The sequence below is a fragment of the Pandoraea sp. genome (assembly GCF_041919235.1).
Classification (GTDB): Bacteria; Pseudomonadota; Gammaproteobacteria; order Burkholderiales; family Burkholderiaceae; genus Pandoraea.
In genome coordinates, this window is the sequence record NZ_JAYRUC010000018.1 from 1 (window position 1) to 14,424 (window position 14,424).

Sequence of the window (14,424 nt, forward strand, 5' to 3'; positions counted from 1 at the left end):
TATACGACGCCCGCGAAGAGCGCCATTTTACGCGGGGTTGGGGGATTTTGGCAATCCGTGCGTTTCGTAGGTGGGTACGATTCTGGGATGAGAGCCTTGGGATCGATTCCCATCGCAGGCGCTTTTCCGGGTTCCCTTTGGTCCGATTTCAGGCGGTTTTGGAGCTTCCTTGGTCGCCGTTTCCCCCAACGCGGGTGACCACCTCGTTCATGGTGTAGTGTACGAACTGCTTACCCAATTCGGTCAGAACATACGGCTTTGTTTGCTCGAACGCCGATTCCATCGTGGAGGATGCCTGCCCCCGAGGGGTTGGGGTCGGGCGTTTCTTCAAATATTGCCCGTCATCCGTGGTATCCCGTGCTTGGCGAATTACGCCACCAGTGCTTAGATCCCGAATAAGCAGCTTGTACAGATCCGCATCCGCCGAGTCCTCGCGGACAAGCTGCCCACGTATGGCTACCCAGATGTCATATCGAGTGGAGCCGGGGTTGGTGTAGATCTCGCGAATTACAGCGAAGTGTGCTTCGTGATAGGTGTGAAGCCAGTCGATGAAGAGACGAATCACGTCGTCTGAACACAGGCCCGTGCCTGCGGCGTTCGTCACGAGGTTCGCGACGTAGCGTCGCTTTTCTTCAGTGTCAGCTTCGTCCCATGTCCGAAACGCTTTCCTCACAATATCGAGATACTGATCACTCGCTATACGCTCGTTGATTTCTTCTCCTAGCGCCTCGAACCGCTGCCCGATCTGAATCATGGTTCGGCTCAGATCTCCCATGCGTCGTTCATGCTCTTCAATCCACTGCGTTTGCAGTGAGTCGGTCTTGAGCGTGCCTTCTTCCGTCTTGTAGTTAGCGAGGGCGCTAAGAAATCCACCGACCCACGGAATCGCTCCAAGCGCAGCAAGGGCAAACTTCTCAAGGATTCGTCGTTGTGCGCTGGGGTTAAGCTTTTCAAGCTCAGATCGCAAGCTGTCCACGTCTACGATAGACGATGGCTGCGAGGTCGGATCGGGAGATGTGCTCATCGATGATTCTCGTTTCAGGGTTGCGAAGCGAAAACACGAAATCTGGGCGACAACATGCCCCAGTAATCATACCCCGGAGATGTCGGTCCGAAGAAAACACCACTGAATACGCGGATCTATCGATCTAGGCTTGCAGCTAATCTATCTAAGGACGTACCTCAACTGGCGATTACGGTGACCACGACCGGTGGTTTTCGTATGTGGTCCTGCCCTGCGGGATAACGAGAAGAGAAAAATATAATTATTATGTAATCCGTTATCTTTTTGCGGCAGGGCAAGGCGGTGCCGTACTTGCGGATGCTCGGTGAGACGGGTGTTAAGGAATTGATCTCAAAAGGTGATAAATTCGCTAACTGCGAGATAAAGCAAAAAATCAAAATTCCGAGGCCAGATAAATGGGGAGTCGTGGAACACAGCGCCCACAAAATATATGTGGTGCGTGCCAATACACTTGGTATCCAAGGGGTAAGGATTTATCGCTGAAATGCCAGCGGTGCGGTAGTTCAGACGTTCAGATCGTTCCGGTCAAAAGCTCAGGGTTAGGCGGCTGTCTAGTTGTGTTGGTAGGAGCTGCCTTCCTGATACTTGTCATCGTCGGGATTTTCAGTAAGAAGGATGAAACATCTCCAGCGCTGACGCGGGCAGAGTCCAATACGACGAGCGAGTCGACCCAGCAGATCGAGACTCCGTCTCCTCCTCAAGCCTTGCCAACATCCCCTTCGGAAGACGAGGGGCAACGTGGGGTCGGGCCTGCTGCGGGACCGGGAACTTCTGCTGGGACGGCTACAAGGTCGTTCACGACCAGTTTCGATTGCTATGTTGCTAAGGCTCGGGACGAACTCACGATCTGCAGTGATCCGGGCCTGGCGGCTATGGATGTCGAACTTGCTGCCGCGTACCGTGCTGCGCTTTCAAGTGCGGGCGCGAATGTTGATGCGCTGCGTGTCGCTCAACGAGCGTGGTTGAGTGAGCGAAGCGAGTGCGGCGACGATCTTGATTGCCTTCGGAGAATCTACGGTGAGAGGTTGGGGCAGTTCCGAGGTTCTATGAGTTCGACTGCTCCCGACACTTCGGGACCTCGCCTCGTAGAAAAGCCCTAGCGAGCTACGCTCGCCGTTGGTAGAGATTGATGAGTTCGACCATGTCGATCCCAATGGCATCTGCGATATCCACAAGTTCGGGAAGGTCAAGCCGGCACTTGCCGGATTCGTAGTCGAGAACGAAGACCTCAGGTTTGCCAAGTCGGGTGGCAAGCTGTTTTGTTGTCAAGCGTTTCTCGCGTCGGAGCGTGACGAGAATTTCAGCGAGAACGTCGATGCGGTGCTGATGGTGTGGGAAGAAGTTCATGAGGTGTGATCTCCAAAAATCGCACGCTCTATGCGTTCTTCGGGACGCGCAACAAGCGAAGCCCGTTGCTGATCGAGATTCGAACGTAGGGGGACAATATGACTTTGAGCGTCTTGTGGCGGAATGAGGGGCGGCTACATCTTGCATCCGACTCGAGAATTTCGTTCGGGCCTGCTGGGTTTGCCGACGTAGGGATCAAGGTGATGCGATTACCGATTCGGGTAATGGGGACGGGGATGGACGAGAGGGGGGGCTTTGAGATCCTCTTCGAGCAAACATATGGCTTTTGCTACGCGGGGAACATGTCCAATGCTGCGACATTTAAGCAGCTTGTTGAGGATCTGTTAGTTGACGTCCAGTATCTACCAGCGAACGATCCGCTAACCTTCAATGATCTGTGCCAATTTTTTTGTCGCTTCTGCGGCATGGTTTCCTCGGAAATCATGTCAAAGCTCGAAGAGAAGGGCGGGTACACGTTTTTCGTCGCGGGCCTGTGCCCTCAGAGCGGCAAGTTACATGGGGCAAGATTCAGCCTAACTCAAAACTCAGGCAGAACCGTAGTAACGTTTGATGAAGTTGCCCAAGCAGAAGGTGAGTATGTTGCATTGGGATCCGGCGCAGAGAGATTCGACACGCTTTTTGATGGGCAGTGCGCGCAGACGTTAAAGGTGCTCTCGACGTTGAATGCTGTTATCGACGATGCGACAGTTGATTCTGTCGGGGGGGACATCCAGTACGGTAGCTTTGATGGGGGCGGGAGGTTTCAGGTGTCGGGGGTCGTTCGAATCAGCGTTGAAGAAGCCTTTGAAGACGGGCGTCAATACGGTCCGACAGCGCGGCGCTCGTGGAGATACCGAGGATTCGATATCTACGATGAATGGAAAATTCCCGGCGAGAAACTCTGGCCGTCCCCTGGATTTATCGAGCTCAAGGTACCATCCAACTGCGACTCAAAGTGGAAGTTCATCGAATCTTGCCGAAAGACCCTAGAGTCATGAGGCGGTGAAAATTTGTACTTGCCCCGGAATGCCTAAGTTCTCCCTCATCGCGCGTTCTCGCTTGATGTGTGTGGACGGAGCAAGACGCGAAGGTTGCTGGTAGCCCCCGGCGTCAGAATAGTTGTCGTGTCGCTTGAATCTTAGGCGGGATCCGGGGGCATTACACGACCATCTGGTGAAGCTCGCAAATGGCTCGTTAAGCCCGAGCGAAGCCGTCGCCCTCTGGGATGCCGTCTCGCGAACCATAAGACTCAGGCCGGGGGCGATGTGATTCTGCGTTGCTCAGCCGAATCACCGACAATGCGTCGGGCAAAGATACGCGGCAACCACAACTCGACGTCGCGCTGACATTCGTGCGCGAAGGCGACGCGGTGGTGGTACACAGCATGGACCGCCTGGCGCGCAATCTGGATGATCTGCGTCGCTTAGTGCAGTGTCTCACCCAGAGTAGTGTGCGTATCGAGTTCGTCAAAGCGTGCCTGACCTTCATCGGCGCGGGCTCGGCATAGGCAAGGTCAGGCCGCGCGACGGCCACCCGCATTGGCGGTGGGGACAACTCTGGGGTAAGCGTTCTGGCACCAATCCCCATCACAGGCGCCCTTTCGAAGATATCTCCGGCGCCGTGAAATCTCCAGGCAGCCACGAGCACAAAAATAGTCATTCAGTTAGCAATGTTGATCGTTGCCGATCAACCGCGGCTATCGATCCAGTCGCGGGCCCAAGTGGACGCGTGCCCCACGGCTTGCTTTTCATTATCGAAATATTCGAGCGCGTGGAACGTATATGCGGCCGGTTCAGTGCCAACGCCGTCGCTTCTTTCCAGCAGCAGATTGGCGGCGAACCGGCCATCCGGTAACTGAAATGCGGAAGGGGAGACTGAATAACCGTTGTATCGGTGAATATGATTATTATTTTTCATGTGCAATAGCCGAACGACAGCTGCATGGCATGAATGCCATACAAACAAAATCATTGGAAAAACTGGGAGGAGGCGAGACGGATCGTGTCTGAAAGACAAATGATGCGCACCTGGAAAACGTGCGATCAGATCGGGAGCGCAAAGCTCCGCGAGGATGCTAGTCAAGCAAAGGGCCGGAAAACCGGCCCTTGAACTACTTTACTGCGGGGTAATATTGGCTGCTTGCATACCCTTCGGGCCACGCTTTGTCTCGTACGTCACCTTCTGGTTCTCTGCGAGCGTCTTGAAACCGTCGCCTCGAACTTCGGAGAAGTGAGCGAACAGATCGTCGCCACCATTGTCCGGGGTAATGAAGCCAAAACCCTTGCTATCGTTGAACCACTTAACGGTACCGGTATCCATAATAATTCCTTGAAACGAAAAATAAATTGCCCCATTACAGAGCGACAAAAAACTTCAAGGAGGAAGAGAGGACAGCGAATACCGCGCAGACAACGCAGCAAAATGATGATCAGCAATCGAACTTCTTGAATATTTCTGTAGTGACAATACCCTGATACGCCAATGCTGTCAATGTATTTCTCAATATGAAACCGATATCGATCGAGGCGCCCACTGACCACCCGCTTTCGAAGACGCAATTGCGGTCGGCGTAATACGACTTCGAGCCGAATCTCTCAATGAACCTTGCGCCCTCAAGTCAAAAAGGGGGAGCCAATCGCTTCGTGTCCGGCGCCGCCAAGGCCACCGTGACGTAACGCCCTCGGACCCGCAGGACCAGTCACATCTCTGTTTCACCCTATCAAGGGTGCCAGCAGGCCAGTCAGCGATGCGCTCAACATGCCATGCGTCGAACACGTAGACACGGTGTCGAGCCCGTCGCCCGACGGCGTGACGCAGCGCGTCGTCGACGTGGCGGTTCGCCTTCCCGCGTGGACGCGATTCAGACGCCCCGGCGGGCCTCGCCGTGACCCCGCAAGTCGACATGCACCAGCACAATCGTCGACTCGTTCTCGCGATGAAGCGCCAGCGACCCGCCCAGCCGCTGCGCGCGCAGGCGCATGCTATGCAAACCGGTGCCGTTGCGATGCCCCATGGCGTCCGGACTCACGCTGCTCTGCACGCCGTCAACACCGAAGCCCACACCATTGTCCTCAACACGCAACGTCACGCGGCCGTCGTCATGTTGCAGGTCGATGGACACCTGACTGGCACGACTGTGCTTGAGTACATTCGTGAGCGCCTCCTGAAGAATGCGCAACAGCTCCAGCGATTGCACCGCACTGACCTCGCATTGCTCGATACCGTCGAGCCGCCAGACGCATTGGATTTTCTGGCTCTCGAAGAGCTCAGTGATGCGGTGCCGTAACGGCGCGATCTGTTCGGCGAGCGTCAGCCCGCCGTGTTGATGCGTGGCGGCCGTATCGATGACGATCCGCAACTCGTCTCGCAATTCCTTGAGCAAGCCGAGAAAACGCTCCGGCGGCAACGTGTGCGGCGCATGTTCGATCGCGGCGATGCTCGACACGAGTGCGCCCCCTAACCCGTCGTGCAAGTCGTGCGCAAGATTCAAGCGCTCCGCAAGGCGCGCGTTGGCCACCTCAAGCTCGTGCTGGCGACTGAGCGTGAGCGCCAGTTCCTCGCGCGCGTCATCGACGCGCACGCGTAACTCGTCGTTGAACTGCTCGATCCGTCGCGCATTCTCAGCAAACCGGCGCGCCAGCACGATCGCCATACCGATCATCAATACCTGCGAAGTCTGCGCGGTGTAATACACGTTTGACGCAAGCACGCCGAGGAATACGAGAAAGTCATGCGTGCCTGCAACGATGAAGGTCAACGCGCAAAGCGACACGATGCGCTGCTCAAGCCGCCGCTCTCGCCACGTGAGCGCAAACAGCAGCAGGCAACTACCCAGATACGTCACGCCGGGAATCACGGCCCAGAGCGCGCGCGAGGTCTCGATGCTCGCATGCGGCATGACAACGAGCCAACCCGCGCCAACCCCGAAGATCGTCCATAGGGACGTTTCGATGCGCGGCATGCGGCGACCGCAGAAACGCAGCACGAACATCGTGAAACAGCCGCAATAAGCAAGGAACGCAATGGAGACGAAAACTTCCCACGCGTCGGTTGTGGCGAACGGCCACGGTCGCGTTGCGATCTGATTGACAGCATAGAGCCACCACGCGAACGACATCGCACTGAACCAGCCATAGGCGGTCTCGTCGCGACGGTACAGCCAGAGCGTCAGGACGAAGACGCCGAGCGTGACCGTGATGGCCAGACTGAAGAGTTGCAGATCGCGCCGCACCCACCGATCCACCTCATAGCGCGCGTGAACCGCGGCTGGCGCGCCCCGGGTGACCGCCCCAAGGCCAGGGCTGTATGCCGCGAGCCCTGAAACGCGCACGAGCAACGTATTGACACCCGGACGCAGCGCAGGCGCTTCCACGACCCAATATCGTGGCGTATTCCAGGCGCGGGTCAGCGGCTCGACGAGCGAATCGTCGCGCGAGAGCAGACTGCCGTTCAGATAAACGGCGCCCGCCATGTTCAGATACGACAACAGCAGTCCGCGCGCCTGCGCGGGCGACGTTTCGTGCCACGTCAGCCGATACCACACCACGCCATCGTAGCCGGGCCAGCGACTCGTCCAGACGTCCGGCAGCGTAACGTCGACCCAACCCGTGTCGGGGGGCTCGGCAAGATCCGGACGACGATCGGCGCCAGCACGCACCGCTTCGATGCGATCGAAGTTCAACGGCCCATTCTCGGCAACCGGAGCCGATCCTTGCGCGCGTGCGGTGCTTGCGGTGCCAGCGAGAAAGCCGAGAAAGCCGAGAAAACCTAGGAGGCAGACGGTGACGACAATGCCGAGCCGCGCGGCGAAGGTCAGGGCAACAAGCCGAACGTACGCGCTTCGAACACGGCTTGGGTGCGCGAGTTGACCGCCAACTTCTTGTAGATGTTCTTGATGTGGCATGCGACCGTGAGACTGGAGATATTGAGCAACCCTGCAATCTCGCGGTTCGTCATGCCTTTGGCAACGAGCCCGAGAATCTCGATTTCTCGCGGGCTCAATGCCGGTGACGCCTCGGCCGCTGGCGACAGGCCGACACCGACAGCCGGTAACCCCGATGCGGGCCGCGCTGGCCGGATTACGCCAACAAGCCCGAGGATGTACCTGGCAACGAACGGATCGATCGGCGCGCCCCCGCGTAACGCGCTGCGAATCGATAACGCGATCTCTGCGTCGTCGCGTTCCTTAAGCAGATAGCCGGTCGCGCCGGTTCGCAGCGCGCCCACGATGATTTGCTCCGTACTCCAGGCGGAGATTACCAGAATCGGTAGCGCCGGGTCGCGGGCATGCAGCTCGCCGATCAGATCGATGCCGCTGCCGTCAGGCAAGCCCACGTCGATGAGCGTGAGCGCAAACGGCTGCTCCGCCAGTAGCGTGCGCGCCTGCGCCAGACTACCCGCCACGCAGACGGCGTCGTCCGCATAGCCCAGCGACGTCAGGATACTGCGCATGCGCGTTTGCGTGGCAGGGTCGTCTTCCACGAGCAACAACGGCCCGGGCAGAACCGGTTCGGCAATGGCAGGTGTGCTGGCAGGCATGGCGAGGGGGGAGAGCAGGCAAGAGCGCACAGTGACGCAAATTAGCACATCCGCATTGCGCGCGACCATCCCCGAAACAGGGGAGGCGAGCGCGTCGCTTACTCAATTCAGGGGATAGTGCGCCGCCGGTGCGGGGTGCTAAGTTTCACCCGAATTTCTTGCGCCGGTCGTCACACTCACGAAGCGAGCGGCGCGTGTCCTGCCAGTCGGCACACGATTCGGGTACGGGGGCAAGCGTGCGAGACAAATCGACTTCTCCGGCAACGCCGCTTCGCCTCAAGGCACTTTGCGGTGTGGCGGGCGTCATGTTTGCCGGCCCGGCCTTTTCGCAAATTTCGGGACCGTTGTTTCTCGATTATCGCGGGGCCGACGGCGGATGCTGCCACGCCCATAACGGGTATGACGGTGCCCCCGGACAACGCGACGTCGAGCAGACGCTGACGGGATTGACGATCCGATCGGGCGACGGCGCCACGGGGGTGGCCGTCGACGTCAGCGGTGGCAACGGCGGCAACGGCGAGGACAGCGACCGCGGTCACTGGGGCGGCAACGGCGGATTCGGCCGTATCGTCGATTTCGCTCTGACGCAGAGCATGGTCGTCAGCAACGGCGCGGGGATATCGGTCCTGTCGAAAGGCGGTGACGGAGGACTCTGGGGAAATCGCGGTAACGGTAACGGCGACGGGGGCGATGGACACTTCGCACGCCTGACGGTGAACGCAAGTTCGGTGACGGCGACCGGCTATGGGCTGTCCGCGCAGTCGATCGGTGGCAACGGTCAAGCCAGCGCAATTCCCTGGGGCGCGGGACTCAACGCCGGTGTCGGCGGCAACGCGGGCGAAGCGCACGTGGTGGTGAACGGCGCCACGGCCATCACGGTCAGTGGCAACGGTGGCGCGGCGATTCGTGCGGAATCGCTGGGTGGACAAGGCGGACTCGGCGTCGACGATTGGGAGGGTGGCTACGTACTCTCCGGATGGGGGGGAAATGCCGGCAACGTCACCGTCTCCATCGCCGACGGCGTGGTGAGCGCGCATGGGAACGGTGAGGCCGGAATACTCGCGCGCTCGGTCGGCGGGAGCGGCCCAAAAGGCGTAGACACCGACGTGAAAGGATCGAACGGCGGCAACGGGGGCCAGGTAACCGTTTCCAACGGTGCCGCAATGTCGACCGATGGCGCTAACGCGCCGGGGATTGCGGTCTATAGCCTCGGCGGCGATGGCGGCGATGGCGGCGGTGGCGTGACCGGCAGCGGCTTTACCGGCGGGGATGGGGGGACGCCTGGCGGGGCGTCGGTCTCCAACACGGGCACCATCGACACGCAAGGTATCGGCTCGATGGGCATTCGCGTGTCGGTTGTGGGCGGCGCGGGCGGCGATGGCGGCGCCTCGGGACCCTGGTCGGGCCACGGCGGCAATGGCGGCGCAGGGGCCAATACCGGCGCGGTGGCCGTCGACATCGAAAACGACGGCACGATCACCACCCACGGCAAGGATGCCGTCGGCATTCTGGCGCACGCGGTGGGCGGTGGCGCAGGAAGTGCTGACGTGAGCCAGGGCCTCATGAACATCGGCGGCGGCGCGGGTGGCAACGGCGGACAAGGCGGCAACATCCAGGTCGGGAGCTACGGCAACATTTTCACGACCGGCGACCAGAGCGTTGGCGCGCAGGTGCAGAGTATTGGCGGCGGAGGTGGCCATGGCGGCGACGCCGATACGACGGGCATCATCGTTGGCATCGCAACGGGCGGACGCGGTGGCGAAGGTGGAGCGGGCGGCAACGCCACGATGGACCTGGGGGGCGCTATCGCAACTGCCGGCGCCGGCTCGGCCGGCCTCACGCTGCAAAGCATTGGCGGCGGGGGCGGCGCCGGCGGCGCATCGAGCGCGATCACGGTGGGCGTGGGACTGGGGGTGGCCGTGAGCCACGGCGGCAGCGGCGGCGGCGGCGGCGATGGCGAGTCCGCCAAGCTGACGCTGGAGAACGGCAGCAGCATCACCACGCAAGGCGCGACGAGTGACGGTGCCGTCGTGCAGAGCATCGGCGGTGGGGGCGGCTACGGCGGTCTGGCCAGCTCGGCAGCGATCACGATCGCGCCGGATCTGGGCCCGGAAGTGCCGACCGGCACGCTCAGCCCGCGCGTCACGATTGGCGGCAGCGGCGGAGGCGGTGGCAACGGTGGCCTTGCGCAGGTCGACAACAGCGGCGGCATCTGGACCCAAGGCGACAAGGGGATCGGAATCCTGGCGCAGAGTATCGGCGGCGGAGGCGGGGCGGGGGGGAGCGCCGCTGCGGCGCTGCGCGCACAGTTGGTGGCCGCGGCGAACAGCCGGCTCAATATCAGCGTTGGCGCATCGATTGGCGGTTCGGGGGCGAACGGCGGATCTGGCGGTGTCGCAACCGTGACCAACGAACGCGCCGGTTCGGTTGCCACCCGCGGCGATCACGCGCCGGCAATCGTCGCGCAGAGCATTGGCGGCGGGGGCGGCAGCGGTGGCATCGTGCAGCAGGAAACCGCGCAGTCCTTTGCGGCCACACTTGGCTCGCCGAGCACCGCGCTCGGCCAATTGAAGACGCTTGCCGGTTGGCTGGAGCGCACCGACAAAACGCTGAACGTGGCGTTCGGGTCGTTGAGCATCGGCGCGGACGTCCGTGTCGGCGGCGCCGGTGGCCGGGGCGGTGGCGCCGCCGACGCGAGTGTGATCAACCAAGGGCTGGTGACGACGACCGGCGACGGTTCTGCCGCCATCGTCGCGCAGAGCATCGGCGGTGGCGGCGGTCAAGGCGGTACGGCCATGTCGACAAGCGTGTCGAGCCTGATGTCGAGCATCGATAGCCTGTTCGGCGTGATGAGCGGCAAGATCGGCACGTACTTCGATGTCTCGCCCAACGTGCGAACGAACGTCGCCGTGGGCGGGGCGGGCGGTAGCGGTGGCGACGGCGGCGCCGTCAGCATCACCCATGCGGGCACCTTGGTGACCAAGGGATTCGCCGCGCCCGCCATCGTCGCGCAAAGTGTGGGCGGTGGGGGCGGTGCGGGTGTGGCCACCTCGCAGAATCTCGAAGCGTTTCTCCCCAGTTGGGCCGCCAGCGATGCGCCGGGAGTCATCGACGAACTGACGCGCATCGTCGACCTGCTGGGGTCGAATCTGGCGACCTCGCAGCACACGGTCAATGTCAGCGTAGGGTCGCAGGGCGGCAGTGCCGGGCACTCCGGACCCGTGACGGTCGACACCCGCGACCCTGCCAGCAGGATTCTCACCATCGGGGACAGCTCGCCCGGCATCCTCGCGCAAGGCATCGCGGGTGGTGGCGGGCAGGCCGCAGCGACGGACTATACGTTCGGTCCGAGCGGCTTCGGTGCGACGACTTCATCGTCCACGCCAGCCGTGTCGCTCGCCCTCGGCGGCACCTACACGGGCAATCTGCCGAGCGATGCTTCGCCGTCGTCCCTCGTGAGTGTCGAGAGTGGCGGAGTCATCAGCACGCTGGGAGTGAACGCGAGCGGCATCGTCGCGCAGAACATCACGGGCGGTGGCGGCGTCGCGGCCGTCGGCCTCGAAGGCAATGCCAGTACGCGACTGGCAAGCGATCAGACCGCTGCCGCGCCAGTCATCACGCTGGGCAGTCGCCTGAGCGGCAGCCTGCCCCCGACCCTCATGCGCGGCGCGCAGGTCAACGTGCTCAGTTCGGGCAGTCTGTACACGAGCGGCGCCTTATCGCATGGCATCTTCGCGCAGTCCATCGCGGGCGGTGGCGGTTTGGCCGGGCTGACGGCCGGCGCACAGACGGCGGCGCTGCTCGCAGGGGCCACGATCGAGCTGGGCGCATCTCAAACCGGCAGCGCCAGCTTGCTCGCCAATGCCGGGAGCGTAAGCGTCGATCTGACGAGCGCCACTGCGGCACCGGCAGTCGTGGCGACACAGGGAGCACTGTCCTTCGGCGTGCTCGCGCAGAGCGTCGGCGGCGGCGGCGGCTACGTTGCGCTCACGCGCGGCGATGCGCCGTCGACGTTGCCCGTCACGAGCCTGATGTTGGGGGCGCAAGGCGACACGGCGGGCACCGGCGGGGACGTCAACGTTTCCGTAGAACGCAATGTAGCCGTGCAAACGCAGGGACAGAATGCGCACGGCATCGTGGCGCAAAGCGTGGGCGGGGGCGGGGGCATCGCGGGCCTCACCACGACGCCTGGGCTCGTCACGCTGGCGTCGGTCAGCAACACCGTCGGTCGCACCAGTGTCAACGATGGCGGTACGGTGGAAGTGGGCGTCGACGGCAGCGTTCGGACAACCGGCGATGGCGCCGCGGGCGTGCTCGCGCAAAGCGTGGGCGGCGGGGGCGGCATCGCCGGCGATGCGTCCGCCGGAACCTACGGTCTCGACATGGTGCAGTCGACCAACGTCTCCGGCGCGGTGGGCGCGGGCAATCTGGTGCGGGTCAGTGCGTCGGGCAGCATCATCACATATGGGGTGAACGCCCCGGCCATTCTCGCAATGAGTCTGGGCGGCGGTGCAACGTTCAGCGACGCCCGCGTGCTGCTTAAGACTCCGCCGAGCACGAATGGCAACGCCGGGGGCAATATCGTCGTGACGGTGCAGCCGGGGGCGGTCGTCGGCGCGATGGGCGCGGGATCGCCGGCCATTGCCGCCATCAGCATGGGGAGCAGCGGGAACAATACGACGCAAGGCAAGCCGATCAGCGTGACGGTGGGCAAAGGCGCGAGCGTTGCGGCGAACGCGGCGTCGGGCATCGGCATTCTGGCGATCAATACCGATGGCGTGAGCATCGACAATGCAGGCACGGTGTCGGCGGCCGTGGCCATCGAATCGTTGGCGCGGGCGAGCGTGAGCAACAGCGGCATCGTGCAGGGCAATGTCTCACTCACGAGCGACAGCACGTTCGTCAATCAAACGAGTGGCGAACTGCGTACCGCCGCCAACTTTACTGCGGGCCAGATGCAGAACTACGGCACGATCAGTCCCGGCGGCGCGGGTGTTTTCCAGGCCACGCACATGAATGGCGAACTCTCGCAGACCGGCACGGGCGTCTACGCGCCCGACCTCGATTTTACGAACCACAACAGCGATTTTCTGGTGACATCCGGTGCCCTGACGTTCGGCGGCAGCGTGGTGCCGATTCTGCACAATCCCGTCAAGAATATCTGGCTGGGTATCGGGCACTTCGACCAGGCACCCACAGGAGAAGCGGCTGTCGCGAGGAGTACGGCGCTCGCGTTCAGCTACCAGATGAAAGATCACTATGGCCGCTCACAGGACCCACTCATCTCGGTGGATGCCAACTTCCGGCCGGCGGGGGTGTCGCTCAACGCGAACCAGACCTCGTTTGCCAACTTTGTGCAAACGAACTGGGACAAGGGCATGGTTGACGCCGGCCCCCTGTTCCAGCCCTTCGCGAGCGTTGGCGACGCGGCGTCGTACCGCAAGGCGCTCGACGTGCTTTCGGGCGCTGCGACGTTAATGCGCGCCGGGACGCGTGGGCACGAAAATTACGACTTCCTCAACCGGCTGATGAGCTGTCCGCGGTTCGTGAGCGATGGGACACGCCTGAGCGAGGGCAGTTGCGTTTGGGCGCGCGTGATCGGCACGCGTGCCGATCGCTTCGATACGGCAGACGACGTGGGTTTCCGCAGTCATCAGGCGACGTACCAGTTCGGGGCGCAGAAGGAGATCGCGCCAGATTGGTTCGTCGGCGGTTCGGCCAGTTATGTGGTGACGCATGCACGCTCGTCGGACCGCTCGCTCGAGGTGTCGAGCGACGGCTTCCGGGGCGGCGTGACGTTGAAGCGGCAGATGGGACCGTGGCAACTCGCGCTGGCGGTGCTGGGGGGGTACGAGAGCGGTACGCAGAATCGCACGTTGGCGTATCCCGAGAGCGTCGCGCGCGCGACGAGTGAGCCGGATGCCTACTTCGTCGGCGCGCGATCGCGACTGTCGTACCAGTTGAATTTCGCCGGCGGGTACGTGAAGCCGTATGCGGATCTGGACGTTGTGTACGATCGGAGCGCGGCCTATCGCGAGCATGGCGCGGGCGTGTTCGATCTTGCGGTGCAAAGTCAGGGGCGCACGACAGCGATGTTGAGCCCGGCGCTCGAAGTGGGCGGGCGCATCGACTATCGCAGTGTGACAGTGCGGCCCTACGTGTCCGCCGGGATGAGCTTCGCGTCGAAGGGTGATGTGAGCACCGAGGTGTCGCTGGTGCAGTTTCCGAGCGATCCGTTTCGAATCACGTCATCGCAACCGCGTGTCTATGGCAACTTTGCTGCGGGGGTGGAGGTGCTCTCGGCCAAGGGGCTGGAAATGCGTGTGGAGTACAACCTGCGCACCGCACCGTCTCAGACGGTGCAAAGTGCCGCACTGCGGCTTGCCAAGCATTTCTGAGCGTAGGTATCGGCGCTCGATCGCGACGGCCCGGCCATCTGACGATGACCGGGCCAAGGTCGACTGCGGCCCAGGCTGCCCGCGATCGCGCCGCCATCGCGCGCGCGGCGGATCGCA

10 protein-coding genes and 1 pseudogene are annotated in these 14,424 nt (G+C 62.1%); 5 read left to right on the forward strand and 6 right to left on the reverse strand.

Features of this window, described 5'->3' with window-relative positions:
- Positions 1-148 precede the first annotated feature (148 nt).
- A complete protein-coding gene (locus ACE3UG_RS15150) occupies positions 149-1,024 on the reverse strand; it encodes a hypothetical protein (RefSeq protein ID WP_374625270.1) in 876 nt (291 codons plus the stop codon).
- A 395-nt stretch (positions 1,025-1,419) separates the two neighbouring features.
- Between ACE3UG_RS15150 and ACE3UG_RS15155 the strand changes: the two genes are divergently transcribed.
- The gene (locus tag ACE3UG_RS15155; RefSeq protein ID WP_374625272.1) at positions 1,420-2,124 is read left to right on the forward strand and encodes a lysozyme inhibitor LprI family protein; all 705 of its coding nucleotides are present in this window, start codon (positions 1,420-1,422) and stop codon (positions 2,122-2,124) included.
- Positions 2,125-2,128: 4 nt separating this feature from the next.
- Here ACE3UG_RS15155 and ACE3UG_RS15160 read toward each other — a convergent pair whose 3' ends face one another.
- Positions 2,129-2,371 carry a helix-turn-helix domain-containing protein gene (locus ACE3UG_RS15160; RefSeq protein ID WP_374625274.1) on the reverse strand — a complete coding sequence of 81 codons (243 nt, stop codon included), beginning with the start codon at positions 2,369-2,371 and terminating at the stop codon, positions 2,129-2,131.
- Positions 2,372-2,673: 302 nt separating this feature from the next.
- Here ACE3UG_RS15160 and ACE3UG_RS15165 point away from each other — a divergent pair, with 302 nt between their 5' ends.
- The 3 genes and pseudogenes from ACE3UG_RS15165 to ACE3UG_RS15175 all read left to right on the forward strand — a co-directional run.
- The gene (locus ACE3UG_RS15165) at positions 2,674-3,369 is read left to right on the forward strand and encodes a hypothetical protein (protein ID WP_374625276.1); all 696 of its coding nucleotides are present in this window, start codon (positions 2,674-2,676) and stop codon (positions 3,367-3,369) included.
- 175 nt (positions 3,370-3,544) lie between these two features.
- Entirely contained in the window at positions 3,545-3,640 is a 96-nt protein-coding gene (locus ACE3UG_RS15170; protein ID WP_374625278.1) for a T6SS immunity protein Tli4 family protein, read from the forward strand.
- A 16-nt stretch (positions 3,641-3,656) separates the two neighbouring features.
- Positions 3,657-3,872: pseudogene (locus ACE3UG_RS15175) on the forward strand (recombinase family protein); the annotation flags it as partial.
- Between the two features lie 185 nt (positions 3,873-4,057).
- Here ACE3UG_RS15175 and ACE3UG_RS15180 read toward each other — a convergent pair.
- The 4 genes from ACE3UG_RS15180 to ACE3UG_RS15195 form a co-directional block, all read right to left on the reverse strand.
- Entirely contained in the window at positions 4,058-4,288 is a 231-nt protein-coding gene (locus ACE3UG_RS15180) for a hypothetical protein (protein ID WP_374625280.1), read from the reverse strand.
- A gap of 198 nt (positions 4,289-4,486) precedes the next feature.
- Entirely contained in the window at positions 4,487-4,690 is a 204-nt protein-coding gene (locus ACE3UG_RS15185; RefSeq protein ID WP_374625282.1) for a cold-shock protein, read from the reverse strand.
- 541 nt (positions 4,691-5,231) lie between these two features.
- Positions 5,232-7,052, reverse strand: a complete 1,821-nt coding sequence (locus tag ACE3UG_RS15190) for a 7TM diverse intracellular signaling domain-containing protein (RefSeq protein WP_374625284.1) — start codon at positions 7,050-7,052, stop codon at positions 5,232-5,234.
- A 131-nt stretch (positions 7,053-7,183) separates the two neighbouring features.
- Positions 7,184-7,909, reverse strand: a complete 726-nt coding sequence (locus ACE3UG_RS15195) for a response regulator (RefSeq protein ID WP_374625286.1) — start codon at positions 7,907-7,909, stop codon at positions 7,184-7,186.
- A 305-nt stretch (positions 7,910-8,214) separates the two neighbouring features.
- Between ACE3UG_RS15195 and ACE3UG_RS15200 the strand changes: the two genes are divergently transcribed.
- Positions 8,215-14,307, forward strand: a complete 6,093-nt coding sequence (locus ACE3UG_RS15200; protein ID WP_374625288.1) for an autotransporter outer membrane beta-barrel domain-containing protein — start codon at positions 8,215-8,217, stop codon at positions 14,305-14,307.
- Positions 14,308-14,424: the final 117 nt, after the last annotated feature.